The organism is Trichococcus sp. K1Tr, assembly GCF_028309625.1.
In the GTDB taxonomy this organism is placed as follows: domain Bacteria; phylum Bacillota; class Bacilli; order Lactobacillales; family Aerococcaceae; genus Trichococcus.
Window position 1 is genome coordinate 588,481 of record NZ_JAQMHR010000001.1, and the last position, 24,803, is coordinate 613,283.

At 48.0% G+C, this 24,803-nt stretch carries 24 protein-coding genes and 1 other annotated feature; of the genes, 4 read left to right on the top strand and 20 right to left on the bottom strand.

The window, feature by feature from the left end:
• Nucleotides 1–5: 5 nt before the first annotated feature.
• The 10 genes from PH235_RS02720 to PH235_RS02765 all read right to left on the bottom strand — a co-directional run bounded on the left by PH235_RS02720 (nt 6) and on the right by PH235_RS02765 (nt 12,345).
• Nucleotides 6–1,019 (bottom strand): rod shape-determining protein, encoded by a 1,014-nt coding sequence (locus PH235_RS02720; RefSeq protein ID WP_140186293.1) that lies wholly within the window; start codon nt 1,017–1,019, stop codon nt 6–8.
• Between the two features lie 290 nt (nt 1,020–1,309).
• A complete protein-coding gene (cspD, locus tag PH235_RS02725; protein ID WP_086628303.1) occupies nt 1,310–1,510 on the bottom strand; it encodes a cold-shock protein CspD in 201 nt (66 codons plus the stop codon).
• Nucleotides 1,511–1,700: 190 nt separating this feature from the next.
• Nucleotides 1,701–2,390, bottom strand: coding sequence for a RadC family protein (gene radC / locus PH235_RS02730; RefSeq protein ID WP_170100137.1), 690 nt, complete (start codon nt 2,388–2,390; stop codon nt 1,701–1,703).
• 59 nt (nt 2,391–2,449) lie between these two features.
• Nucleotides 2,450–3,109, bottom strand: a complete 660-nt coding sequence (locus tag PH235_RS02735; RefSeq protein WP_272160919.1) for an HAD family hydrolase — start codon at nt 3,107–3,109, stop codon at nt 2,450–2,452.
• A 1-nt stretch (nt 3,110) separates the two neighbouring features.
• A complete protein-coding gene (locus PH235_RS02740; protein ID WP_272160920.1) occupies nt 3,111–4,421 on the bottom strand; it encodes a bifunctional folylpolyglutamate synthase/dihydrofolate synthase in 1,311 nt (436 codons plus the stop codon).
• A gap of 90 nt (nt 4,422–4,511) precedes the next feature.
• Entirely contained in the window at nt 4,512–7,160 is a 2,649-nt protein-coding gene (locus PH235_RS02745; protein ID WP_272160921.1) for a valine--tRNA ligase, read from the bottom strand.
• A gap of 63 nt (nt 7,161–7,223) precedes the next feature.
• Nucleotides 7,224–7,448, bottom strand: a binding site (T-box leader).
• Between the two features lie 44 nt (nt 7,449–7,492).
• Nucleotides 7,493–7,987, bottom strand: coding sequence for a thiol peroxidase (gene tpx / locus PH235_RS02750; protein ID WP_272160922.1), 495 nt, complete (start codon nt 7,985–7,987; stop codon nt 7,493–7,495).
• A gap of 84 nt (nt 7,988–8,071) precedes the next feature.
• Nucleotides 8,072–9,286: a tRNA uracil 4-sulfurtransferase ThiI gene (gene thiI / locus PH235_RS02755; RefSeq protein WP_272160923.1), complete on the bottom strand. Its 1,215-nt coding sequence runs from the start codon at nt 9,284–9,286 to the stop codon at nt 8,072–8,074.
• 29 nt (nt 9,287–9,315) lie between these two features.
• Complete coding sequence (locus PH235_RS02760) at nt 9,316–10,452, bottom strand: cysteine desulfurase family protein (RefSeq protein WP_272160924.1); 1,137 nt, start codon at nt 10,450–10,452, stop codon at nt 9,316–9,318.
• Between the two features lie 174 nt (nt 10,453–10,626).
• Nucleotides 10,627–12,345, bottom strand: a complete 1,719-nt coding sequence (locus tag PH235_RS02765; protein ID WP_272160925.1) for a septation ring formation regulator EzrA — start codon at nt 12,343–12,345, stop codon at nt 10,627–10,629.
• 415 nt (nt 12,346–12,760) lie between these two features.
• On the opposite strand from PH235_RS02765, the gene rpsD reads away from it, so the two are divergent.
• Nucleotides 12,761–13,372 carry a 30S ribosomal protein S4 gene (rpsD, locus tag PH235_RS02770; RefSeq protein WP_086628311.1) on the top strand — a complete coding sequence of 204 codons (612 nt, stop codon included), beginning with the start codon at nt 12,761–12,763 and terminating at the stop codon, nt 13,370–13,372.
• A 126-nt stretch (nt 13,373–13,498) separates the two neighbouring features.
• On the opposite strand, the gene PH235_RS02775 is transcribed toward rpsD, so the two are convergent.
• From PH235_RS02775 to PH235_RS02815, 9 genes are all read right to left on the bottom strand, one after another.
• Nucleotides 13,499–14,125 (bottom strand): DUF1054 family protein, encoded by a 627-nt coding sequence (locus tag PH235_RS02775; RefSeq protein ID WP_272160926.1) that lies wholly within the window; start codon nt 14,123–14,125, stop codon nt 13,499–13,501.
• Nucleotides 14,126–14,206: 81 nt separating this feature from the next.
• Complete coding sequence (locus tag PH235_RS02780) at nt 14,207–15,169, bottom strand: siderophore ABC transporter substrate-binding protein (RefSeq protein ID WP_272160927.1); 963 nt, start codon at nt 15,167–15,169, stop codon at nt 14,207–14,209.
• Nucleotides 15,170–15,187: 18 nt separating this feature from the next.
• Nucleotides 15,188–15,949 carry an iron ABC transporter ATP-binding protein gene (locus PH235_RS02785; protein WP_272160928.1) on the bottom strand — a complete coding sequence of 254 codons (762 nt, stop codon included), beginning with the start codon at nt 15,947–15,949 and terminating at the stop codon, nt 15,188–15,190.
• Complete coding sequence (locus tag PH235_RS02790) at nt 15,946–16,908, bottom strand: iron chelate uptake ABC transporter family permease subunit (protein WP_272160929.1); 963 nt, start codon at nt 16,906–16,908, stop codon at nt 15,946–15,948. Before PH235_RS02790 ends, PH235_RS02785 begins: the two co-directional genes overlap by 4 nt.
• Complete coding sequence (locus PH235_RS02795) at nt 16,905–17,858, bottom strand: ABC transporter permease (protein ID WP_272160930.1); 954 nt, start codon at nt 17,856–17,858, stop codon at nt 16,905–16,907. Before PH235_RS02795 ends, PH235_RS02790 begins: the two co-directional genes overlap by 4 nt.
• A gap of 239 nt (nt 17,859–18,097) precedes the next feature.
• Nucleotides 18,098–19,606, bottom strand: a complete 1,509-nt coding sequence (locus PH235_RS02800; RefSeq protein WP_272160931.1) for a helicase HerA-like domain-containing protein — start codon at nt 19,604–19,606, stop codon at nt 18,098–18,100.
• Nucleotides 19,607–19,813: 207 nt separating this feature from the next.
• Entirely contained in the window at nt 19,814–20,506 is a 693-nt protein-coding gene (locus PH235_RS02805; protein WP_140186021.1) for a 5'-methylthioadenosine/adenosylhomocysteine nucleosidase, read from the bottom strand.
• Nucleotides 20,507–20,539: 33 nt separating this feature from the next.
• On the bottom strand, nt 20,540–20,947 hold the full coding sequence (locus PH235_RS02810; protein ID WP_272160932.1) for a hypothetical protein: 408 nt from the start codon (nt 20,945–20,947) through the stop codon (nt 20,540–20,542).
• 1 nt (nt 20,948) lies between these two features.
• Nucleotides 20,949–21,509, bottom strand: a complete 561-nt coding sequence (locus PH235_RS02815) for an NUDIX domain-containing protein (RefSeq protein WP_272160933.1) — start codon at nt 21,507–21,509, stop codon at nt 20,949–20,951.
• A 211-nt stretch (nt 21,510–21,720) separates the two neighbouring features.
• Between PH235_RS02815 and PH235_RS02820 the strand changes: the two genes are divergently transcribed.
• From PH235_RS02820 to PH235_RS02830, 3 genes are all read left to right on the top strand, one after another.
• Nucleotides 21,721–22,440: a 5-bromo-4-chloroindolyl phosphate hydrolysis family protein gene (locus PH235_RS02820; protein ID WP_272160934.1), complete on the top strand. Its 720-nt coding sequence runs from the start codon at nt 21,721–21,723 to the stop codon at nt 22,438–22,440.
• Between the two features lie 11 nt (nt 22,441–22,451).
• Complete coding sequence (locus PH235_RS02825; protein WP_272160935.1) at nt 22,452–23,675, top strand: toxic anion resistance protein; 1,224 nt, start codon at nt 22,452–22,454, stop codon at nt 23,673–23,675.
• A 247-nt stretch (nt 23,676–23,922) separates the two neighbouring features.
• On the top strand, nt 23,923–24,171 hold the full coding sequence (locus tag PH235_RS02830) for a GlsB/YeaQ/YmgE family stress response membrane protein (protein ID WP_272160936.1): 249 nt from the start codon (nt 23,923–23,925) through the stop codon (nt 24,169–24,171).
• Nucleotides 24,172–24,342: 171 nt separating this feature from the next.
• Here PH235_RS02830 and PH235_RS02835 read toward each other — a convergent pair whose 3' ends face one another.
• Nucleotides 24,343–24,543, bottom strand: a complete 201-nt coding sequence (locus tag PH235_RS02835) for a cold-shock protein (RefSeq protein WP_068560061.1) — start codon at nt 24,541–24,543, stop codon at nt 24,343–24,345.
• Between the last annotated feature and the right edge of the window lie 260 nt (nt 24,544–24,803).

Here is a 24,803-nt window from a genome sequence, read left to right on the forward strand (position 1 = left end):
TTATCTTAATGCCTTAAATTTTTACGCTTGTACACGTTGATATTCTTCAATGTTTCGCCTGTCCCGATGGAAACGCAATCCAATGGATCGTTGGCGATAAATACAGGAACTTCCGCTTCCGCCGAAATGACTTCAGCAATGTTCTTCAACAAAGCCCCGCCGCCTGTCAAAACGATGCCATGATCGATGACGTCGGCAGATATTTCGGGAGGAGTCTCTTCCAGAACTTCCCTCACGGAAAGGATGATGTTCTCGACCACATCGTGGATTGCAACCGCTACATCCTCGGCATGGATCTCCAAAGTCTTGGGCAGGCCGTTGACCATATCGCGGCCCCTTATTTCCATGGAGCCGTAGGAAGCTGCCTTTTCGATGTCGGCACAACCGATCGTTATTTTGATGTTCTCGGCCGTCCGCTCGCCGATCAACAGACCGTACTTTTTGCGTATGAACTGAATGATTGCCTCATCCATGCGATCGCCAGCGGCTGTGCTGGAACGGCTCGTAACGATGCCTCCGAGCGAAATTGTCGCGACATCCGTCGTCCCGCCACCGATGTCCACGACCATATTGCCTGTAGGCGCATGCACCGGAAGTCCGGCACCCACCGCGGCAGCAAAAGGCTCCTCTATGATGAAAGCTTCTTTGGCTCCGGCTGTCCGGGTAGCATCCAGAACTGCCCGTTTCTCGACTTCCGTCACACCACTTGGTACGCAGACCATCACGTATGGTTTGATGAATGCATTTCCAGTCGCTTTTTTGATGAAATATTTCATCATTGCGACAGTTGTATCATAATCCGCAATGACGCCTTCCTTCATCGGGCGGGATGCCACAATGGTTCCTGGTGTCCTGCCAAGCATCTGGAAAGCCTCTTCCCCAACGGACAGAATCTCCCCCGTATGGATATTTTTGGCGACGACAGAAGGTTCTCTGATCACAATGCCTTTGCCGGCTATGAAGACGATCGTATTGGCCGTACCTAAATCAATTCCGATGTTTTTACCCTTAAAATTCAAACTTACCAAGTACTTCTCATCCTTCCGTCTGATTGACTACAAACTCTCCCACAAACAAATTCTTTTCTATTTTACCACAAACCGGAACAAGAAAAACATCAATGTAACAAACAAAAGAAAGAATTAATCTATTTGACAGGAATGCCGTCGATCGGTAATGCTGACGTAAACAACTCACCCTAATTGACACAATATATCTACACGAGCCACAGTGAATCCTCCAGCAGGTCGGCATTTAAAAAGGCCCGAGACAGTGTCCCGGACCCTTTGATCGTTTAAGTTAAGGAAAATTAGATTTTTTCTACGTTAGAAGCTTGCGGTCCACGGTTTCCATCAACGATTTCGAATGAAACTGCTTGTCCTTCTTCTAATGATTTGAAGCCGTCGCCCAAGATAGCTGAGAAATGTACGAATACGTCGTCTCCGCTTTCGCGTTCGATAAATCCAAACCCTTTTTCTGCGTTAAACCATTTTACTGTTCCTTTTTCCATGAAAAATTCCTCCTCGTGCAAAGCACTAAAAATGTGATTCTTGCTTTTGGTACGATAGGAATGTTCAAGACAATCTTTTCTTTACCAAACAAAAACACTGATATAATGATATATCAGGTTTTCCGATATTGCAAGTTTTTTGCCATCAGATTTTCATTTTCATCTGCGGAAATATTGGCGGCAATAGAGACTAAATGATGCCGTATTCCCGCAGGCTGAGATAGTCATCGACCCCGATGATGAAATGGTCAAGGATTTCGATCCCCATCATCTCTCCGCATTCCACCATCCTGCGGGTGAAGACCAGATCAGCTTCCGAGGGATCGGGGTTCCCGGAAGGATGATTGTGCGCAAGGATGATCCGCGCAGCGGCAAACCTTACCGCTTCACGGAAAATCTCGCGCGGATGCGCAACCGAACTGTTCAGGCTGCCGATGAATATCGTCTTCTTCTTGATGATTTCGTTCTTTGTGTTCAGATAGACAGCCACCACGTGTTCCTGCTGGAGATCGCGCATCTCTTTCTGCAGAAGTGTTCCGGCACTTTGCGTCGAGGTGATCGTTCCGCTCTTCAATTGCGTGGCATTGGCTACGCGCACTCCCAACTCGACACAGGCCTTGATTTCGATCGCTTTGGTTCGGCCGATTCCGTGGATTGAAGTCAACTCTTCCAGTGAGGCCATCTTCAAGGAATGCAGATCTTCGAACTCATTCAGCACCCGTAACGCCAGTTGCATGACATTGCTGTCCCTGGGCCCCGTCCGCAGAATGATCGCCAATAATTCATGCGTCGCCAGGGCTTTTTCTCCGAATTGATCCAATCTTTCACGCGGGCGCGAGGCTTTCGGAACCTCCATCAGCAGATTTGTTTCTTGAACCATCCTGTTTTACCCCTTTCCTTCCGTCTACTCAATAGATACGCAGGAAGGGGCGGAACAGGTTATTTCTCTTTCAGCCAATCCATGACCGCGTGCAGGTCCGGCAAAATGGCAATCGTTTTTGCTTTCGCTTCGTCATCCGGAACGATCAGATCCGGGATCATGATCACTTCAATGCCCGCATCATAGGCCGCACGGATGCCGTTAAGCGAATCTTCCAGGATCAGACAGTCCTCTTTCGGAATGCCGAGGGGTTTCCAGGCGCTCAGGAAGATTTCCGGATCCGGTTTGGCGAAGGATACTTCATCCCCGCAGACTTGGTAGCGGAAATACTGCGAAATATCAGCCAATTCGAGGTAGAAGCTGACTTCTCTCCTCCGGCTGCTGGAAGCAACGACGCACACCACGCCCTCCTCCTTCAGAAAGGCCAGCAAGTCATAAAGGCCTTTTTTGATCGGGAGTCCCTGCTCGGAGGCGATGTCCGTCTGCCGCTTCTTCATTTTTCTCAGGAATCGCTCCGCCAGTTCAGCATCGCCGAAGTCGGATGCCAATTCAGGCATCACATCCTTATCGGATCGCCCTACTTGCTTCAGGTAATAATCGAAGTCGAACGCTATCGGCAAGGCCAGCTCTTCCGCCAATTCACCTTGTGCCTGATAGCCCAACGTTTCCGTATCGAACATCAGTCCATCCATATCAAAAATGACCGCTTTTTTACGCATCTCAAAACTCCTTATTCTTTAATAAATAATGTCTAACTTCGGAAAGAAAATACAGTGAGCCTGTAATCAATAGCATGCCCGCTTCGGATTGCGTCGCCTTCAGATCATCGATCGCAAAGCGCCAATCTTCATAGGCCGCAGCTTCTGGCACGCCCACCCGCTCGCACAGTTCCTTGACAGAGGCAGCCCTCGGAAAATCGAAACTGGTCACGTACAGCTTGCTGTCCGGGATCGACTTGATCAACTGGCCCATTTCCTCCAAGTCCTTATCCGCCAACGCAGCCAACAGAATGGTGATATTTTTGTCAGAAAACTTCTTTTTGACCGCCTCAGTCAGCACTTCCATAGCCGGGATATTGTGGGCACCATCCAGCATGACGAACGGTTCTTGCGAAACGATCTCCATCCGGACTGGCCAAGCTGTCCCCAGAAGTCCTGCTTTGATTGTGGTCTCCGAGTAGTTTAAAGCGTATTTTTTGCAGAACAGCAAGTAGGTCTGCAGCGCAGTGGCCGCATTGTCGACTTGATGGCCACCCATCAAGGCAATTTCAAGGTTTTCAAAAGTGCCCAAAGGAGAGGCAAAGTCAAAGACTTCATGGTAATCGGAACCCTCATGCCAATTGGTGACGCTGAAGTCCGGTCCGAATACATGCAAGGGCGCTGCCTTTTTTTCCGCAGTGTCCCGCATCACCGACAAAGCCTCTTCAGGCAATCTTCCGATGATGACAGGTGTCCCTTTCTTGATGATGCCGGCTTTTTGATAGGCGATTTTCTCAATGGTATTCCCGAGAATATTGCTGTGGTCTTTGCCTATCGTCGTGATGAGCGACAAATCCGGCTCGGCAACATTCGTGCTGTCGTAAAGACCGCCCAGACCGACTTCCAACAATACGACATCGCACGGATGGGAGCCAAAATAGGAGAACATCATGGCGGTCACTACTTCGAATTCCGTCAGCGGACCCATATCCGTCAGGCCGATTTCTTCATAGAGTGCGTAAAGGATGTTCGCTTGTTCCAATACGTCTTCATCCGGGATGTTCGCTCCATTCACGCCGATCCTTTCATTGAAACTGACGATATGCGGCGAGGTGAAGGTTCCCACCGTATAGCCAGCCGCCATGAACAGGCTTCTTAAGTAAGCAACATTCGACCCTTTTCCATTTGTTCCGGCAATATGGATGGATCTGAATTTGCGTTCCGGGTGATCCAGTTTTTCCATCAACCATTTCATCCGGACTATTCCCGGTTTAGGGCCCATGCCTTTGCGGGTATGGATCCATTCCATCGCTTCTTCATAAGTTGCAAACATCTACCGCTTCACTCCATTTCCATTTAAGAAGAACCCTATCCACAAAGGAGCTTGCTAATAGGGTTCTTCCTGTTCAATTCGATTCTCTTATCAAGCTAGCTGTTCTTTTAGGGCAGCGATGCGTTCTTCAACGGCCGCCAATTTTTCGCGGTATTCCGTTCCTTTTTGTTTCTCCCCGTCGATTACAGCCTGCGGGGCTTTGCTGACGAATTTTTCGTTGTTCAATTTGCTTTCCACCCGGTCGACTTCTTTGGTCAATTTCTCCGCCTCCTTCTCGAGACGGGAAATCTCATCTTCCAATTTGATCAGACCGGCCAACGGCATATACACCTCTCCGCCTGAGAAAACCGCGGTGACAGCGTCGCTGGCTGCCTGGATGTGTTGGCCGATTTCCAGTGTATCCGGGTTGCAGAAGCGGAAGATGTACGATTCGTTGGCGCGGAAAATCGCTTCGGTCGCCTCGTCATTCACTTTCAGCTGCATCGGAACTTTCTTGGATAACGGTGTGTTCATTTCAGCGCGGACATTGCGGACGCCGCGGATCAATTCGATCAGTTTTTCCATCGCTTCCTCAGCTGCTTCATCGATGTAGCTGTCATCCGCTTCCGGATAGGCTGCCGTCACGATGGAATCGCCTTGATGCGGTACATTCTGCCAAATCTCTTCGGTGACGAACGGCATGACTGGATGCAATAAGCGCAACACATTATCCAAAACATACGCCAAGATGCTGCGGGTTGTCTGTTTGGCCTCTTCATTTTCCCCTTGCAGAACTTCCTTGGACATTTCGATATACCAGTCACAGTAATCATCCCAGATGAAACGGTACAACAATCGGCCGGCTTCACCGAATTCAAATTTCTCGAACAGATCCGTCACTTTTGTGATGGTCTTGTTCAGGCTGGAAAGGATCCATTTATCGGCGATCGTCTTTTCCCCTGAAATGTCGATAGCGTCGAATGTCAGATCTTCCAAATTTAGCAGCACGTAACGGCTGGCATTCCAGATTTTGTTGATGAAGTTCCAGGATGCATCCATCTTCTCATAGCTGAAGCGGACATCCTGACCAGGTGCGGAACCGTTCGCCAAGAACCAACGCAAAGCATCCGCCCCGTATTTTTCGACCACATCCATCGGGTCGATCCCGTTTCCGAGCGATTTGCTCATTTTGCGGCCTTGCTCGTCACGGATCAGGCCATGGATCAGCACATTCTCAAACGGACGCTTTTCGGTGAACTCCAGACTCTGGAAGATCATCCGGCTTACCCAGAAGAAGATGATGTCATATCCGGTAACCAAAGTGCTGGTAGGGAAATAACGTTTGAAATCTTCCGCCTCTTCATCCGGCCAGCCCATCGTCGAGAACGGCCAAAGCGCTGAACTGAACCACGTATCCAGAACATCCTCATCCTGCGTCCAGTTTTCGCTGTCGCTCGGAGCTTCCATGCCTACGTACATTTCGCCGGTTTCTTTATGATACCAAGCCGGGATTTGATGTCCCCACCATAATTGGCGAGAAATGACCCAGTCATGGACGTTACCCATCCAAGTCAGGAAAGTATTCTCAAATCGTTCTGGATAGAAGGAAACTTTTTCTTCTGCGGATTGGTTTTCGACCGCACGCTCAGCCAACGGTTGCATTTTGACGAACCATTGCGTCGAGATGCGCGGTTCCACAATAACGTTTGTGCGTTCCGAATGTCCGACGCTGTGGGTCATTTCTTCAATTTTGACCAAATAGCCCAGTTCTTCCATATCTTTTACGATCGCTTTGCGCGCTGCAAAACGGTCCATTCCTGCATATTTTCCGGCTGCTTCGTTCATCGTCGCATCATCGTTCATGACGTTCACTTGCGGCAAATCATGGCGCAAACCGACTTCAAAGTCGTTCGGGTCATGAGCGGGTGTGATCTTAACGACACCAGTACCGAAGTCCATCTCGACATAATCATCAGCGATGACCGGAATTTCCCGATTCACCAGCGGCAACGTCACGGTCTTGCCGATGAACTGCTGATATCTTGCATCTTCCGGATGAACCGCGATGGCAGTATCGCCCAACATAGTTTCGGGACGGGTAGTCGCCAACTCCAGGTAGCCTGAGCCATCCGTCATCGGATAGCGGAAGTGATAGAAGGCGCCCTGAACGTCCTTGTGGATGACTTCGATATCGGATAAGGCCGTTTTCGCTTTGGGATCCCAGTTGATGATGTAGGCGCCGCGGTAGATCAAGTCTTTTTCGTACAAGCCGACGAAGACTTTGCGGACCGCATCCGACAGACCCTCATCCAGCGTGAAACGCTCGCGGTCATAATCAACGGAAATGCCCATTTTTCCCCATTGCTCGCGGATGACGCTAGCGTAATCCTCTTTCCATTCCCATACTTTGTCGACGAAGGCTTCCCGGCCCAGGTCATAACGGGTAAGGCCATCTTCGGCTAATTTCGCTTCAACCTTGGCTTGGGTGGCGATGCCGGCGTGGTCCATCCCAGGCAACCACAGCGTATCGAATCCTTGCATGCGTTTTTGGCGGATCAACATATCCTGCAGCGTCACATCCCAGGCATGGCCCAAATGCAGTCTGCCGGTTACGTTCGGAGGCGGAATCACGATTGAATACGGTTTTTTGCTCTTGTCGCCGCTAGGTTTGAACAGCCCCGCTTCCACCCATTTTTGATATTTCCCTGCTTCTACTTGCTGGGGTTGATACTTTGTCGGCATTGCGTCTGCTTTAGACATTCAGCCACTTCCTCTCTCTTTTACATTGATTTGTTGCGAAAAAAAATCGTCCTGCATACGAATATGCAGGACGATATGAATCGCGGTACCACCTAAATTACAGGAATCGGATCCCTGTCTCTCTTTTTGATAACGGAGAATACTCCGAGCTGCGCTACCCAGTCCACGGACCTTCACGCAACTTGCTCACAAGCTACTTCACTTTCCTTCCCCAAAAAAGCTTTCACCAAACGCTTTTCTCTCTTGTGTGGTTCCGGGTAAGCTACTCTTCTTGATCGACGCTTATTTATACTTCACTAGTTTAGCACCTTTTGATTGAAATCTCAATGCGATTAAAGTAAATTTTTTGCAGCTGCCAATGCTGCAGCTTCATCCGGTTCCGTTGAGATTTCAGGGACGATCTCCATGTAGGTAAGAACGCCTTCTTTGTCGATGACGAACACGCTGCGGGCCAACTTGTTGCCCATCTGAGGCACCTTCAGTCCGTAGGCTTCGGCAAATTCGCCGTTGTCGTCGTGCAGCATCTGCATATCGATGCCGTTGGCCGAGCACCAGTCGGCTAATTCTTCTTTTGTGTTTCTCGAAACTGACAACAGTGTAACGCCTTCGATATTCGCTGCTGTCTCGTTGAATTTGCGTGTTTGATTATCGCAGACCCTCGTGTTGATGTCCGGGAATACGCTGATCAGGACAACCGAACCGCGCAAATCATCCAAAGATACCTTTTCGTCTTTTGTGTTGTACAACGAAAATGCCGGTGCCTTCTCCCCAACAACAGGCTGAGTCCCTAAAACCTCAATAATTTCACCTTTTAATGTCACTTGCATGAAAACATTCCCCCTTATCCGATAGTACTCTCATTATACAGATAAGCGGCGATTTATGGTAAGGATACGCTCTCGTAGGGAGAGTTACAGCAGATCCGAAAAGAGCGCCTCGTCTTGGCTGGCGGTATCCTCGCGGCCGGTTATGCTTGATATGACAATGCCTGCAACCGCGCGTGCCACGAGCGGTTCCACATCCAGGATTGCTTCAAAACGTCTGGCCTTGTCCAAATGCGGTTTTGTTTTGGGTGATGGTGGCGCAAAAATCGTGCAGCAGTCCTCGAACGGTTGTACCGACAAATCAAATGTATCGATTTTCTGCGCCAAATCGATGATTTCCAATTTGTCCATCGTTGCGACAGGGCGAATGATCGGCGTCGTTGTGACATCATTGATGGCAATCATGCTCTCCAGCGTCTGGGAAGCGACTTGGGCCAAAGATTCCCCATTAAAGATGGCCAGCCCTTTGCGTTCGGCTCTGATGGCATCAGTGATCCGCAGCATCATCCGGCGCGTGATCGTCATCAGATAATCCGCCGGAATCTTCTCTTTGATTTCTTCCTGGATTTCCGTGAACGGCACTTCGATGAACTGGATTTCACCGCCGAATTTAGTCAATTTGGCAGCCAGATCTTTGGCTTTCTGCAACGCTTGCGGACTTGTGTAAGGCGGACTGTGGAAGTGCACCGCCTCAATCTTCACGCCGCGCTTCATGGCGAGATAACCGGCTACCGGCGAATCGATGCCTCCGGAAAGCATAAGCATGCCTCTGCCGCTGGAACCAACAGGCAATCCGCCAGCCCCCTGGTAGGTTTGCGTGCTCAGCATGATGCCGCTGGTCTTGATGTCTACGCGCACAAGGATGTCCGGTTGCCTCATCTTGACCGAAATACCCGGGAAAGCATCCAGTACGGTTGCCCCCAGTTCGGCATTCATGAAGGTCGTGTCATGCTCGTAGGCATGATCCGCGCGACGCGTAGCTATCTTGAATGTCTTTCCGGCAGTCTCCATTTTGGCAAGCAACTCCACCAAAACCCGTTTCACTTCATCGAGATCACGCGAAACCAGATAGACCGGCGAATAGTTTTGGATGCCGAACACATGCTGCAGGCGTTCGATAATGACGGCCTCATCAGCTCCGTTCAGGTCCAACAACATAAAATCGTGCTCGGGTTTGATTTTAATCTGCGGATAATCCTTTGTGACCATCCTGACATTTTGCGCCAACTGCTGGACAAAACGTTTTTTGTTTTTCCCTTTGGTCGACAGTTCGCCAAAGCGGATTTGAATGTGCGTTTCCATTTATGTTCTCTTCCTATCTGTCAGTTATTCTACTGTATTTTTTGGAACTGTTCATGCAGCGTCCGGAAATGTTCAATGAAGGCTTCCGCTTCCGACTCGGTATTTTCGCCGGAAAGGCTTATCCTGACAGCACACTGGCTCCAGGAAACGGGCACACCCATCGACCCCAACGTATAGGGTGTGTCTTTCTTTCTGCTCGAGCAGGCGCTGGTTGTTGAAATGAAGATGTCCTGGCTTTCGAAAGCATGGACCATCACTTCTCCCCTGACGCCTTTCATGGCAAAACAGAGGATATGGCCGGCGCCATCTTCAGGTGAAAAGATTCGGACATCCTCATATTCCGAAAGGGCCGCAATCAACTTACTCCGGACCAATTGTTCTTGTTTTCGGCTTGATTCGCTGCCTTCAAGCGTCATGCGCAGGGCTTTCGCCATCGCTGCGACTCCCCCGACATTCTCCGTCGTGCTGCGCATGCCGGCTTCTTGACCGCCTCCCGTCAACAACGGTGCAATCCGCTTACCATGTTTCTTGTAGAGAATGCCTACGCCTTTGGGGCCGTGGAATTTATGCGCTGAAAGCGACAGGAGATCCACACGTGGATGCCGGATCAGCGGATCGCATTCACCGACAGCCTGCACGGCATCCACATGGAAATGGACCCAAGGATAATTTTCAAGCAGCTCGCCGATAGCCTCGATCGGCTGGATGCTGCCGACTTCATTATTGATGGCCATGACGCTCAGCAGGATCGTATCTTTCCTTATGGCTTTCTCAAGCTCCTCGATGGATACGATTCCGTTCGCGTCGACAGGCAAGTAGCTGATTTCAAAGCCTAACTTTTCCAGTTGCTCCAATGATTTGGTGACCGCCGGATGTTCAACCGAAGAAGCGATCATGTGCTTCCCTGCAGCGAACTTCTCCATCGCGGTGCCTTTGATCGCCCAGTTGTCGCTCTCCGTACCGCCGCTCGTGAAGAAAATTTCATCCGGCTGGGCACCCAGTAAGTGTGCAATCTGTTTGCGCGACTGCTGCAGCAAAGCATCGGCTTCATTGCCTAATCTGTGCAGACTCGAAGGATTGCCAAAAAATTGTTCGTTGACCTTCCGGTAAGTATCCAAAGCTTCCGGATACATTTTTGTTGTTGCACTGTTGTCAAAATAAATCATCTTTATCTACACTTCCTTAATAACTTCACACTCTCGTCGGGACATCCTATTCATTATATAGAAAATGCCTGACCATTAAAAGCTTACGGCTTAATTTTATTCACTTCTCATAAAAGAGTGTCCAAAAAAGGGCCGAGACAATGTCCCGACCCTTGCGTTTCGTTTGTTCTGTATTTAATAGTAGCGACGATTTTTTTCTTCCTGGTAGGATTCTTCCACTTTGCGGGCAGCACCTGCTTCGACGCGATTCAGCGGGATTTTGACAGCCTCCAACGCACCTTCGTAGTCATATTCGCGATGGAAAAGCACCAAAGCTTTGTTGATGGCATTTTCGATTTCCACATGCGAATGGCGGAAACGGTTTGCGTACTGGATCATATACTCCGTCAGCATCGCATTGTCCACGATCGCTTGCGTTTGGTTATCCAACATTTCGATGTCCTCTTCGCACATCTTGGAAATGGCATCGATTTCGTCCATGTCGATCTTCACGCGATTCAGCTTGGAAGCCAAATCCTCGATGCGATCCGTGACTGAGAAGAAAAGATCCAAATAGATTTTCGGCAAACCAGGCAGATGGTATTTCTCGATGGTCCGCTTCATGTTACGCATATCCAACTCATACAAATCGATGCTGTCTTTTATTTCCTTTTCGCGGTTGCGCAGATCACTGAGGTTGCTTACCAATTCAGACTGTTCCTTGTCGATTTCGGAAAGGCGTTGGCTGATTTTTTCGTAATATTCGCGGACAACCGAGTAGGAAATTTCATGTTCCTTCATCATCTTATCGTAATAACGCAAGGCTTCATTTTCCTTCAGCAACTGCTCTTCGAACTCTTGCGCACGTCCCAATTCATTCTTGTTCAGGAAATAATTCTGGGAAACGCGGTCGATTTCAAGCAGCACATAACGGTTGCTCTGCAGGACATGATCCATTTTCTTCTGCAGATTCGCCGTATGACGACCCACAAAATCCTTGGCTTCCATTTCCTTCTCCATGATGGCATAGACCGCTTCGATATCGCGTTCGACCTTATCCATCTTCTTGCCTGCTTCATTGATATCAGCAAGGCCGATGGAATCTTTTGCTTCCTGGATTTCTTTTTCGACAGCAGCTATCTCAACAGAGACATCCACACCTTCGAAAATGTACTTCTCATCCAACAGGCGTTGGTAGCCGTCTTTCAGATCATTCACTTGTTCTTCATACTCTGTTTTGATTTTTTCGTTCAGCTGAGGGATCTTTTCAACGACTTCTTCCATAACAAGCAGATCCTGCTCGATTCGCGATAAGATTTCTTTGGCTTCCATATGGTCGCCTTCGTTCGTCAATGAATTGAATTTCGTGAAATCCAACTCCATGTAATTCAGGTTCTTCTCCAACGTTTCGATGGCTGGACCGAATGTAAAGCTGTGCGCCAATAATTGTTTGCGGATTTTATTATAGCGTTCCTGGATTTCTTCCAGCTCTTTGCGGTTTTCCTGTGCACTTTCCAATAGTTTTTCGAGTGCTTTGTTCACTTTTTCAACGCTGTTTTTTGTTTCGTCGATCAGTTGATCTGCTTGCGAAATGGCTTGCTTCGCCTTGATGAAATTCATGCGTTGGATGTATTGTTCGGCACTGACCAGCGCCGCCTCGATTTCAGGATACTGAAAGCGCGTGATGGTCTGCCATGTAGCTTGCCAACTTTCATAAGTGCGCTTCGTTTGGCCTGTCAAATTCATATTTTTCAATGTGAACAGGTTGTCGGCCACAGGTATGGCCATCGCTTTTTGTTTCTTCTCATCGATTACTTTGATCCGATTCGCTTGTTGCCTCGTCAAATACATGATCGCACCGTACCCGATCAACACTAACAATATTATCGCTACTAACCAGTATATAAACTCCATCAATAAATCCTCCACCTATTCCGACAATTTCGTTTATTTGATCTGAAAATTGAAAACGCCCAATATATCTCATTTTTCAGTATAACATAGAAAGAACCAATCAGAAACCAGAAAATTATAAGGGAGCTGAATTCCTTCCCTTGGAGGCGCGAAAGCGTTCCGCCGCCGCCCAAAGTCCGAAAAACATCACTTTTCCATTGCATTAACTTCTGTTGTTTGGTACAATAACCTTTGTGTAAAATAATGCAGCGAGAAAGAAGCACCCGCGTCAACAGTTCATCGCCATCGTTTGATGGTTCAATTGCGTACCCTTGCGGCTGCATAAGGTGAAGATTGAAGGATCAACTGCACGCATTGCTGACTTATCATTCTTATTTTACTCCAAAAATCAAACATTTATTGGAGGAATTTTATTATGTCACGTTATACAGGACCAAGCTGGAAACAGGCTCGTCGTTTAGGCATCTCCCTTTTGGGAACAGGTAAAGAATTGGAGCGTCGTCCATACGTTCCAGGTCAACACGGCCCTAACAACCGTAAAAAATTATCTGAATATGCTATGCAATTGCAAGAAAAACAAAAATTGCGTCACATGTACGGCATGAACGAACGTCAATTCGCAACTTTATTCAAAAAAGCTGGTAAAATCAAAGAAGGTAAACAAGGTGTTAACTTCATGATCTTATTGGAACAACGTTTGGATAACGTAGTTTACCGTCTAGGTTTAGCTTCTACTCGTCGTCAAGCACGTCAATTAGTTAACCACGGTCACGTAACTGTCGATGGCAAACGTGTTGACATCCCTTCATACGAAGTGTCTGTCGGCCAAGTAATCGGCTTGCGCGAAAAATCTAAAAACTTAGTAGTTGTTAAAGCTGCTGCTGAAGCTTTGTTCGGACGTCCGGACTTCATCACCTTCGACACAGAAACATTCGAAGGTTCATTGAACCGTCTGCCAGTTCGCGAAGAATTGCCAGCTGAAATTGATGAGTCATTCGTAGTAGAATACTACAACAAATTAGGCTAATCTCGCCGGAGATCAGCTTCAAGGAAACGGCAAAGCAATTTGCCGTTTTTTTGTACAAAGAAAAGGACTGAACAGCGATCAATCCCGCTGTTCAGTCCTTTTTTTGGTTTGTCTTGGGTTACGCACTTAGCGATACTGTTCCATACAGACCCGGTAGATCGGCAGCAGTTCACGGAGCGTTTCCTCCATCACTGCAAGCGTGCCTGCTTCCGTCGCCAACCGGGGATCGGCTGGCGCCAATTTGCGGCCGATCAACAGTTCAGCCTTCTTCACATCCCGCAGCCGGATCAGGACAGGCTGCCAAACGACAGCCTCTATCGGCAACACAGCCGGCACGGTATGGTCGACCGAAACGACGAAATCACGCGGCAACTGTCCTAATTCCGGAATCCGCTCCAATAAGGCAGCAGCCATCTCTTTTTCTTTGACTGGTTGATCGATCAGGCAAAGATAAAAGCTGACCCCCTCTTTCGCAATTCCGATCTGGAAATGCGGATATTTCTTGTAGCCCCTCGCGTTCCCACCGATGGCGCACCAGGTATTCTCGGGCGCATGTTTCGTGCGGCGCAGGTGCTTGGCGACATGCACGGGAACTGAGTCAGCCTCCTCTTCCGAAACGATGAGGCGGGCCCCCGCTTCCGCGAAATGCCGGAACTTGGGTTGGATCCGTTCACGGATGCCTGCCATCCTCTCATCGAGTCCCTGAATGTCAAAAACGTTGAAGTCTTCCTTGCTGAAGTGATTACCTTCCAAACCGTGCACCTCTTTCTGATTTCCTTCCATCATTATAGAGAAAAAACCAGCAGATGGACAATCTTTTGATTCCGCTTATGATTACTGGAAATCCGCTGCGACCTCTTCGACCATCAGGTGGATCGATTCTATCCCGCCTCCGGAAAGATACCACAAATCGGAGGACAGGTTGATGATTTTGTTGTTTTTATAAGCATCCGTTTGATAGACGAAATCATTCTCCAACAACGCCGCATTTTCATCCGATGCTGTTCCGATTGCCGCTGTGCGGTCGACGACGAACAAGATCTGCGGATTAATTTCCAGCAACCCTTCATAGCCGACGGACTGTCCATGTGTGGAATCCTCGATCGCTGCATCGACAGGCGTGAAGCCCAATGTATCGTATATGAAGCCGAAGCGTGAGCCTGTGCTGAAAGCGGACATGCTGCCATCGTTCAAGAGCAACGTCAATGTTTTCTCGCTGATTCCGGCCGTCTTCGCTTGCACAGCCTCAATCTCTTCGTTCAAGGTAGCGATGGCTTCATCGGCTGCAGCCTCTTCGTCAAAGATGGTCCCCAAGGTAGCGATGTTCTTTTGGGCCGACCCCCAATAATCCGTGTAGTCGACACTGAGTACGACTACGGGCGCGATTTCCTCCAATTGTTCCGCAAAGTCCACCAATCGGTTCGAAATGATGATGAGCTCCGGCGCCAAATTCGCCAACGCCTCCACATTCGGTTCTTTAAGTGTCCCTACATTCTCGAATTGATCTGCCTTATCCGCCAGATAAGCCGGCATGTTTTCGGTCGCTGTACCCGTGACTGCATCCTCTTTACCCAATGCGATCAATGTGTCCAAATGTCCAAAATCCAAAACAGCCACGTTTTTCGGGTCTTTGGGCACTTCTACGGAGCCGCGTGCATCCTCGATGGTCACCGTCGCTTCGGATTCCGCAGTCGCTGTTGTTGAATCTGCCGCATCGGCAGCCCCTTCCTGGGCGCCGCAAGCCGCCAAGGTGAAGATCGAAGCCAAACTTAAGATTGTCTTTTGCCATTTTTTCATTTTCCATTCTCCTCTATGTCAAATTGCTTGATAGGTGCAATGTTTTTTTCCATCCGCAGTCGTGATGACTTCCAATGGCACTTCATATAATTCCTGCAAAACTTGTGTCCGGATGACTTCCTCGACCGTGCCGCTCCGGAACACCTTTCCGTTTTTCATGGCGATGATGTTGTCCGAAAAAACAGATGCGAAGTTGACGTCGTGGATGACAATCAGAATGGTTTTACCCAATTCATCCGCCAAATTCCGGATGGTCTGCATCGTCACGATGCTTTGTTTCAGGTCGAGATTGTTCAGCGGTTCATCCAATAAGATGTACTCGGTATCCTGCACCAGTATCATCGCGATGGCCGCCCGCTGGAGTTGCCCCCCAGACAACGTATCCAAATAGCGGTTGGAGAATTCCACCAGGTTCAGATAGCCCAAAACCTTGTCGATCATAGCATGATCCTCATCATTCAGCCTGCCCTTCGTATAGGGGAACCTGCCGAACGAGACCAGTTCGCGGACCGTCATGCGCACTTGATAGGCATTCTGTTGTTTCAGGATCGAAAGCTCCTTCGCCAGTTCATCGGATTGCCAGGCCTCGATTTCTTTCCCGTGTATCGTCAATATGCCCTCGTCCTTTGTCAGCAGACGGCTGATGACCGAAAGGAGCGTGCTTTTGCCTGCCCCATTCGGACCGATGAAAGCCGTGATTTTCCCTTTCTCGATCGCCAAAGAGATGTCATCCAATACTTTTTCAGCCTCATAGGCTTTGCTGACGTTGCTGATTCTCATAGTTTGCCCCTTTCCTTCCATAATAACCAAAAGAAGTAGATTCCCCCGAACAGTTCGACCAGAATGCTCAAATTCGTCTGCAGCTTGAAGACTTCTTCTGCCACGAATTGTCCGCCCACGACCATCACAAAACTGAGCAGACTCGCACCAGGCAACAGGTAGTTCAGGCAATACGTCCTGAATAGCCGATAAGCGATGTTCGCCGCCACAAAACCGAGAAACATCATCGGTCCAACGAGCGCTGCGGAGACTGTCATCAACAGGATGACATGCATGAAGGTGAGCTTCGTCTCCTTTTCGACGGCGACCCCTAAATTTTTAGCCGTTTGTGTACCCAGTCCCAAAACTTCCAATACCTTCCGCTTGCGCCACAAGCTGATGATCGAAAACACGGCGATCGGAACAGCTAAAATAAGTACGGAATCATTGATGTTCTGAAAACTGGCATACAGCTTCGTCTGCAGTTTGTCGTACTCATTCGGGTCCATCAGCACTTGCATGAAGGAACTGATGCTGTTGAAAAATGTCCCCATGACGAGCCCAATCATCAGGATGACCTGCATATCGTAATTTTTCCGGTTCCAAGATAGCCGGTACAGCAAAAAGTAACTGCCAAGCATCAGGAACAACAAGAAAATGAACTGCCATTCAGCATTCATTTGGCTGCCCAACAGCGAGAAACTGAAAAACATCAACACTGTTTGCAGAAGCCTGTAGAAGGATTCGACCCCAAGAATGCTGGGGGTCAGAAAATTGCTGTGCACGACAGTCTGAAAGCTGACAGTCGCAAAAGCAGTGCTGATGCTGATGACCGCAAACGCCAAAAGCTTCGTGCTCCGCAACTTCATGATGAACAAATTTCCGTTGCCTTGGTTCCAGAAAAAATAAAGGAAAGCCACAGCCACTGCAATCACAGCCAACCGCTTCATGATGATGCGGTTTTTCAACACGTTTTTCATGCCGTCTTCCCTCCCTTCAGCAACAGCCACAAGAACAGGCCGCCGCCGAAAACACCCAGCACCGTTTCCACCGGAATTTCGTACGGTGGGATGACCGAGCGCGAGAACACGTCGCACAGCAACAAGAACATCGCTCCGAAAAGCGCAACCTTGCCGTGGGTATTGCGGATGTTATCGCCGAAGCGCAACGAGACGAGGTTCGGGATGATGACTCCCAAAAATGGCAGATTGCCGACTGTACTCAGGATGACCGCAACAGCCAAGGAGACGAACAGCGTCCCGATGAACAAGACGGCTTCAAAAGGCAGGCCGAGGTTTTTGGCCGCGTCTTTCCCGAAGCGCGCAATCGTAAAATGATCGGCAAAAAAATAAAGTGCCAAAAACAACAGGAAAATGAGGTACATCCCCTCATATTGTCCTTTAATGACCAATGAAAAATCGCCTTGCATCCATGCGGAAAGATTTTGTGTGACGTTGAAGCGGAAGGCAAAGAAATTGGCGATCCCTCCCAAAATGTTTCCATACATCAGACCCAGCAAAGGGATCGTCATCTGGCTCTTGAAAGGCAAGCGATTCACGACCACCAAAAACAGGAACGTCCCCGCCGCCGCAAAGATGAAGGAAAGAGTCATTTTCCCCACAACCGATAAGCCCGGAAAGAAAATCATCCCGCACAGCATGCCCACCCGCGCCGCATCCACCGTGCCGACTGTATCGGGAGCGGCAAATCGGTTCTGCGTCAATGATTGCATGATCAAGCCGGATAACGACAATCCCGCTCCTGCCAAAAGAACCGTGATCGTCCTCGGCAGCCGTGACGACAACAATATCAGACGGTCCGTGTTGCTCCCGACCAGAAACTGTTCCACCGAAAAAGCAGCAGTCCCCACTCCGAGGGAAAGCACAATCACTCCTGCCAACGCCAGAACAAGCAGTAATTTCTTCAACATCTATTCACCATCTTCAAAAAACAACTCCTTAATGATAACGATTCTAATTGAGAATCGTTCTCAATTAATGGTATAGGTGCTATTCTACTTGATGCGGAAATAAAACACAATACCAAATATGAGATTTTCATGAAAAAAAGTAAGCAACTTTAAGGGGAGCGTTTTCACGTCTTCGGATCATCCGAAAAAACGAACCCAAAAAGACCAGCCCTTGTGGGACTGGTCTTTTCGGTCTGTCTTCATTTTTTCAGGATGCCCAAAATACCGCGGGAGATGACGCGGCCGACTTCCCTGCCTACTTGCGACATCAAATTTTTTGTGAATCTGTCCATCGTCGAATCGCGGGAACTGCTCGTTCGTTTTTGCTGGGTTTGTTCTTTTTGGCGCTCTTTTTCGAGTTGCTTCAGCTGTTCGGCTTTTTCCCTGTCCCTTGCGGCAAGCTCTTCATTTTCCTCCAACTCAATCGCCTTGATTTCCGACAGTCGCTGCAGTTGTTCGTAGGAGGATTCCCTGTCGATTGCCTCGCTGTATTTATAATACAGCAAGGAACGGTTGATTTTTTCTTCTTTGACGAGCGGATCCAGGATGCCCATTTTACTCTCTGGAGGATAAATCATGACTTGCTGAACATAGCCGGGAATCCCTTCCGGATCGAGAAAGGAGACCAGCGCTTCACCGACCTTCAGCTCCGTCAATTTCTTGTCCAATTCTTCCCCCTCCAGCTGCCTGAACGTTTCGGCAACCGCTTTGACTGTCTTCTGCTCCTTTGGCGTGAAGGCACGCAATGCATGCTGAATTTTGTTGCCCAATTGGCTCAGAATAGCATTCGGCAGGTCGGTGGGATTTTGCGTCACGAAATAAACACCGACTCCCTTGGACCGGATCAGCCGGACAATCAGTTCGATTTTTTCCTCAAGCACATCCGGAACATCCTGGAAAAGGACATGCGCTTCATCAAAAAAGAAGACAATCTTTGGTTTTTCAAGATCACCGACTTCCGGCAATTGCTCATATAGCTCCGAAAGGAACCACAGCAGGAAAGTCGAGTAGAGTTTTGGCGACATGAACAGGCGGTTCGCCATCAGAATGTTCACATAGCCGCGTCCCTCTGCATCTATTTTCAATAAATCCTGGATATCGAACATCGGCTCCCCGAAGAAAAGATCGCCGCCCTGTTCCTCGATCACCAATAAACCTCTTAAGATCGCACCGATCGATTGCTTTGAGATATTCCCATATTCGCGGCGCAGCTCTGTGGCGTTGTCTCCGACGAAATTCAGGATCGCCCGCAAATCTTTGATGTCGATGAGCAGGAGTTGTTTCTCATCCGCAACTTTGAACGCGATGTTCATGATCCCTTCCTGGGTTTCATTGAGTCCCAACAGCCGCGACAACAGGATCGGACCCATATCGGAAATGGTCGTCCTCACCGGCACACCGTTCGATCCGAAAATATCCAAGAGTTCAACGGGGTATGCGCGCAGCTCAAAATCCTCCGGCTGCAGCTTCGTTACCCTTTCCATTATTTTTTCGCTCAACTCACCCGGTTCCGCAATGCTCGCCAAGTCCCCTTTGACGTCCGCAAGGAATACCGGAATCCCCGCTTTGCTCAACTGTTCCGCAATCACTTTCAAAGTCACCGTTTTCCCCGTACCGGTCGCTCCGGCGATTAAGCCGTGGCGATTCAGCTTATCCAGATGGATGATTGCCGGTTTGTCCCCTTTCCCGATCACCAGTTCTTGGCGCATCCAAAACCCCTCCTTAGCCTGACATTTCATTCTTATTGTACAATATTTTGAAAAGCCCTTACAACAGTAAGCACTTTCTTTTGCAAGTAATAGTCCCGAAAGTGCCGCCGACAGTAAAAACCACTCCACCGTTTTCGGTTGAGTGGTTCAGGCTTGCTTAATTGCTGATTTCAGCTCCCAAAGGACCGGCAAAATGCCGCAAGGCTTCTATTCTTCGCTAGTTTTCAGTAATTCGATGACCATTTCCGCGGATTTTTTCCCGGCTTCGACGATGAACTCGTCGAACGTCAGCGCCGCGCCATCGCTTGCTCCGTCCGAAATGGCACGGATGATTGCGAATGGTGTGCCCAATACGTAACAAGCTTGGGCGATTGATGCGCCCTCCATTTCGGTCGCATAGGCATCAGGGAAATGTTCCTTGATGCGGCTAGTGCCGCTTTCGGAAGCGATAAAGGAATCGCTTGATACAATCGTACCTTGGACAGCATGCAAACCGACTTTTTCTGCTGCCCGCGTTATTTGTTCAACGATTTTTTTATCAGCCGTATAATAATGCGGCATCTGCGGCACTTGTCCCACAGAATAACCGAATGCCGTAGCGTCCACATCATGGTAAGCAACCTTATCCGCTACGACGACGTCACCCACATGCAAGGCTGCGTTTAATCCCCCGGCTGAGCCGGTGTTGATGACGAAGTCGGGACGGTAACGATCGATGATGAAGGCGGTGGCTATGGCCGAGTTGACTTTACCGATGCCGGACTGCACCAATACTACATCCTGATTTTCGATTTTCCCTCTTGTAAAAACGAGGTGGAAATGTGTTTCTTCTGTTTTGTCTGTCATATTTTCCAATAAAATACGGTTTTCTTCTTCCATTGCTCCAATAATTCCGATCATGAGTGTTTCCTTCCTTGTATCTGCATTGTTAGGTCATAGGACGAAGGCTATCGCAAAAACCAAGATGATCAACAAGATGACGATCAGGATGGCTTTGTTCAGATAGTTGTCCAGTTTTCTGCCTCTTTCTTTGTCCGTCAGACGCTCCACCTTCGTTGAAGTTGCGGATTTGTCGGCCTTCCGGAACAGCTTCGCCTTTGGCTTGGCTGTCTTGGCTTTGTTGCCGTTTTCCGACCTTTTCTTTTCAGTCGGAATACTGCTTTTCTCAGTTTTAGAGGCAGAAGGCTGCTTGTTGTTTTTTTCCTTTGCCGGTGCGGAACGCTCTGCGTCTTTTGCCTGCGGAGCGCCTTTCTTTTCATCTGTCACCGGTTTTGTTGTTTGGTCCCTTTTGTACTGACGATAACGTTCCCGAGTGATCAGAGGTTTCTTTGGTTCTGACATACTATCCCTCTATTCTTTCCCGCAAAAGACGCATCTCCCAATACAGCATGGCATAGATTGTTTTCGAATCGCAGATTTCTCCGGATTCCTGCAAAGCTTTCGCTTCGTCGTATGTCAATTCCAGGATTTCGATGAATTCATCCTCATCCATCGGCAAAGAATTTTCGACTTTCGTCAAACCTTCCGCCAAATAGATTGTGATTTTTTCATCCAAATAAGCCGGTGTCGGATAAAAAACCGTCAATTCTGACCAATTCTCCGCACGGTAATCGGTCTCTTCCTCGAGCTCGCGGATCGCTGCCAGCAAAGGTTCCGCATCAGATGTCTCCAATTTGCCTGCCGGGATTTCGACAACTGTCCGATCCAAAGGTTTCCGGAACTGTCTGACCATGACCATTTTCCCGTCGGAAGTAAAGGGTATCATCGCTACAGCACCCGGATGCCTGATCATCTCTCTGACTGAAGTTTTCCCGTTCGGCAGCAACACTTCTTCCCTCACCAAATGCAGCAAGACACCGTCGAATATTTTTTCACTTTTCAATGTTTTTTCTTCAAATTCCATTTTATGTTCCTCCCAATCTACTATCCTGATCATGTATTATCATAACCTATCTTTTCCGCTATTTACAAGAGCCGCGAGCGAATCGGCCCAAACGGGGGCTGGCGATGAAAATCATCCTTTCGGCCGATAGGTGTACGTAATGCTTTTATGCTAGAATAATAGCATAAGCACAGACAAAGTGAACAGCATGTTATCAAAGGAGGAAAAATTTATGTGGAGCAACATCAAAGATATATTGAAATACACGTTTTCCAGCGTCATCAGCCTGATTGCGTTAGTGGTATTCTTTTTCATATTCGAGTTCGATTTCTGGACTTCGATCGGCTTGACAATCGGCTTGGGCGCCTTCCTATACTACATCCAATCCGGCGGAAGGATGCAGTGGTCACCTAAGTCAAAAAGACAAAGAGACACACTGGGAAAAGTGAGCGCCGACAAAGAAGCCTTCTACCATTCAAAAGGGATGACCAAGGAACAGATCGCCTATTTCCGCAGCACCATGGATCAAGCCAAGAATACGATCCAAGACATCGAATCGAATCTGCAGCAGCGATCAAAATTAAAAGCTATCGCGGCACGCAACGATACGGTGGACATACTGAAGGATTTCTTCAAAAATATCGTCAATCAGCCTAACCGACTGCACGAAGTCGATAAATTCCTGTACACCAATCTCCCCAACCTGAAAGAGCTGACAGACAAATACATCGCAATCGATGGCCACGTTTCCAAGACGAAAGAAACCTACACAGCCTTGGATAACTGCTCCAAAACAATCGATGATATGTGTCGTCTGATCGCTGAAGACTACGTGCGCTTCATGTCCAATGATATCGAGGATATGGATATCGAGTTGGAACTTGCCAAGCAAGTTTTGAAAAGGGATAATGAAGGAAAGAGCAATGAAAATGCTTTAGACGAAGAGCTATAGGGGGAATACTGATGGACCAATTTGATGCTACCGGAAAAAATGGACAAACAGACAGCAAGGATGTCAATCAAGAATTGGACGATTTGCTGGCCAATCCTTTTTCGGATCCGTTTGCTCAACCGGCAGTGGTTGTCGATAATACCACAGTCGCCAACGAGGTGATCAACCCGGATCGGCTGATCGACCGGTTGCCGGAAGAAAGACAAAAACAAGCACTGGCATTAGCCGGCCAAATCGATGAGAACAACATGCAAGCCATCATCAGTTATGGCGCTGCAGCTCAAAAACAATTGGGGGAATTCTCCCATTCGATGCTGGACCATGTTCAGAACCAGGACACCGGCGAAATCGGCGATTCCCTGAACGATCTGATGTACAGGCTCAACGAAGCCAAACCGGAAGATCTGCGGGCAGAAGACAACAACGTCTTCCGCAAAATCTTCGGCAAGGTAAAACAATCCGCCTATGAAATGACGGCAAAATACCAGAAGATCGGCGCCCAAATCGACAAGATTGCGATCAAGCTGGATAAAGAAAAGAATGGCCTGCTCAACGACAACGTCACGCTGGAACAGCTTTACCAAAAAAACAAGGATTATTTTGAGGCCTTGAACATCTACATCGCTGCCGGTGAAGTGAAAATGGAAGATCTTCAGAAAAATGCGATCCCGAAAGCGATCCAGACCGCCGAGGTTTCCCAAAGCCAAATGGATGTGCAGATCGTAAACGATCTGAAACAGTTCCTTGACCGTCTCGAAAAACGCACCCATGATTTGCGCTTGACAAGACAGATGACGATCCAACAGGCGCCACAGATCCGCTTGATCCAAAACACGAACCAGGCATTGGCTGAGAAAATCCAATCCTCGATCCACACCGCCATTCCCTTATGGAAAAACCAAGTGGCCATCGCCCTTACCCTTCTGCGCCAAAAAGATGCAGTAACGGCGCAAAGGCAAGTATCCCAGACCACGAATGATCTGATGCGCAAGAATTCGGAAATGTTGAAAATATCAGCCATCGAAACCGCTAAAGAAAATGAACGGGGTGTGATCGATATCGAAACGCTCAAACAGACGCAGCAGGATCTGATCGAAACATTGGAAGAGACGCTGAAGATCCAGCAAGAAGGCCGAATCAAACGCAGAGAAGCTGAAAAGGAATTGTCTCTGATGGAGAACGATCTCAAAGTCAAACTGTTGAATATCCACCAACAAGAACAACAACTCCATTAATGACACAGGGCTGCCTCATTTTCTGGGCAGCCTTTGGTTTTGCCCACTTATCCGATTCAAATTCGTTCCGAAAATACGCGCTTGTCGTGAATCAGAATTCTGAATTTTTCCCGTCGTTTTCAGAAAACCTCTCATCTCGAGGGCATATTATTTGTAATGTGACTCATTTTATATATAATAAGAGTATAGTTAATTAGAAATAACTATATTGTTACTGCATTTGTATTTGAAAAAAGGAGGAAAAGAAATGGGCTTTATTTGGTCTTTAATTGTTGGTGGTATCTTAGGCGCATTAGCAGGATCGTTCATGGGTAAAGATATTCCAGGCGGCATCATCGGCAATATCATTGCTGGTTTCATCGGTTCATGGTTAGGAACAACTTTATTTGGAGCATGGGGTCCTGAAATCGGCGGATTCTATATCGTTCCTGCATTAGTGGGAGCAGTCATCCTGATTTTCATCGTATCCTTCGCAATGAGAAGCATGAAAAAGTAACCTCTCCATACCTAACATAAGCAGACAGTTGTCTGCTTTCTTATAAAAGCGTTGTTTTGCGATCCTGAGAGGGATTGCTGAAACAACGCTTTTTTTTGCATGTAAAAAGCGCACCAGGAGTAGTGAACCTCCCGATACGCTTTGAATTCGCTAATGTTAAAAAGAATAGGATTATAATTTTACAACGTTAGCTGCTTGAGGACCACGGTTGCCGTCAACGATTTCGAATTCAACATCTTGGCCTTCTTCTAATGTTTTGAAACCTTCGCCTTGGATAGCTGAGAAATGTACGAATACATCGTCTTTTCCGTCGACTTCGATAAATCCAAAACCTTTTTCGCCATTAAACCATTTTACTTTGCCTTGTTCCATAATCGTGTAATACCTCCAAAAATTTCATTGGTAAAATGCTAATACAAATATTTACTATCATATTAGTACAAGTTACTAATATAATTATAACGAATATCTCACCCGATTTCAAGAGAAAGTTATGCGCTTTCTTTGAAAAAATTATCAACATTGGAGAAAACATCTGCCCATTTGCCCTAAAACCAACAGAAGCACGCAAGAATGACGTCAGAAGCCGTCCTCTTGCGTGCTCTTTACTTATTGTTTACATAATTTTAACG

Bases quoted from the DNA above. Each gene is read 5' to 3' on its own strand.
- cspD (WP_086628303.1), bottom strand. From the start codon at position 1,510: ATGGAAAAAGGAACAGTAAAATGGTTTAACGCAGAAAAAGGGTTTGGA.
- radC (WP_170100137.1), bottom strand. From the start codon at position 2,390: ATGGTTCAAGAAACAAATCTGCTGATGGAGGTTCCGAAAGCCTCGCGC.
- PH235_RS02735 (WP_272160919.1), bottom strand. From the start codon at position 3,109: ATGCGTAAAAAAGCGGTCATTTTTGATATGGATGGACTGATGTTCGAT.
- PH235_RS02740 (WP_272160920.1), bottom strand. From the start codon at position 4,421: ATGTTTGCAACTTATGAAGAAGCGATGGAATGGATCCATACCCGCAAA.
- PH235_RS02745 (WP_272160921.1), bottom strand. From the start codon at position 7,160: ATGTCTAAAGCAGACGCAATGCCGACAAAGTATCAACCCCAGCAAGTA.
- tpx (WP_272160922.1), bottom strand. From the start codon at position 7,987: ATGCAAGTGACATTAAAAGGTGAAATTATTGAGGTTTTAGGGACTCAG.
- thiI (WP_272160923.1), bottom strand. From the start codon at position 9,286: ATGGAAACGCACATTCAAATCCGCTTTGGCGAACTGTCGACCAAAGGG.
- PH235_RS02760 (WP_272160924.1), bottom strand. From the start codon at position 10,452: ATGATTTATTTTGACAACAGTGCAACAACAAAAATGTATCCGGAAGCT.
- PH235_RS02765 (WP_272160925.1), bottom strand. From the start codon at position 12,345: ATGGAGTTTATATACTGGTTAGTAGCGATAATATTGTTAGTGTTGATC.
- rpsD (WP_086628311.1), top strand. From the start codon at position 12,761: ATGTCACGTTATACAGGACCAAGCTGGAAACAGGCTCGTCGTTTAGGC.
- PH235_RS02780 (WP_272160927.1), bottom strand. From the start codon at position 15,169: ATGAAAAAATGGCAAAAGACAATCTTAAGTTTGGCTTCGATCTTCACC.
- PH235_RS02785 (WP_272160928.1), bottom strand. From the start codon at position 15,949: ATGAGAATCAGCAACGTCAGCAAAGCCTATGAGGCTGAAAAAGTATTG.
- PH235_RS02790 (WP_272160929.1), bottom strand. From the start codon at position 16,908: ATGAAAAACGTGTTGAAAAACCGCATCATCATGAAGCGGTTGGCTGTG.
- PH235_RS02795 (WP_272160930.1), bottom strand. From the start codon at position 17,858: ATGTTGAAGAAATTACTGCTTGTTCTGGCGTTGGCAGGAGTGATTGTG.
- PH235_RS02800 (WP_272160931.1), bottom strand. From the start codon at position 19,606: ATGCGCCAAGAACTGGTGATCGGGAAAGGGGACAAACCGGCAATCATC.
- PH235_RS02805 (WP_140186021.1), bottom strand. From the start codon at position 20,506: ATGATCGGAATTATTGGAGCAATGGAAGAAGAAAACCGTATTTTATTG.
- PH235_RS02810 (WP_272160932.1), bottom strand. From the start codon at position 20,947: ATGTCAGAACCAAAGAAACCTCTGATCACTCGGGAACGTTATCGTCAG.
- PH235_RS02815 (WP_272160933.1), bottom strand. From the start codon at position 21,509: ATGGAATTTGAAGAAAAAACATTGAAAAGTGAAAAAATATTCGACGGT.
- PH235_RS02820 (WP_272160934.1), top strand. From the start codon at position 21,721: ATGTGGAGCAACATCAAAGATATATTGAAATACACGTTTTCCAGCGTC.
- PH235_RS02825 (WP_272160935.1), top strand. From the start codon at position 22,452: ATGGACCAATTTGATGCTACCGGAAAAAATGGACAAACAGACAGCAAG.
- PH235_RS02830 (WP_272160936.1), top strand. From the start codon at position 23,923: ATGGGCTTTATTTGGTCTTTAATTGTTGGTGGTATCTTAGGCGCATTA.
- PH235_RS02835 (WP_068560061.1), bottom strand. From the start codon at position 24,543: ATGGAACAAGGCAAAGTAAAATGGTTTAATGGCGAAAAAGGTTTTGGA.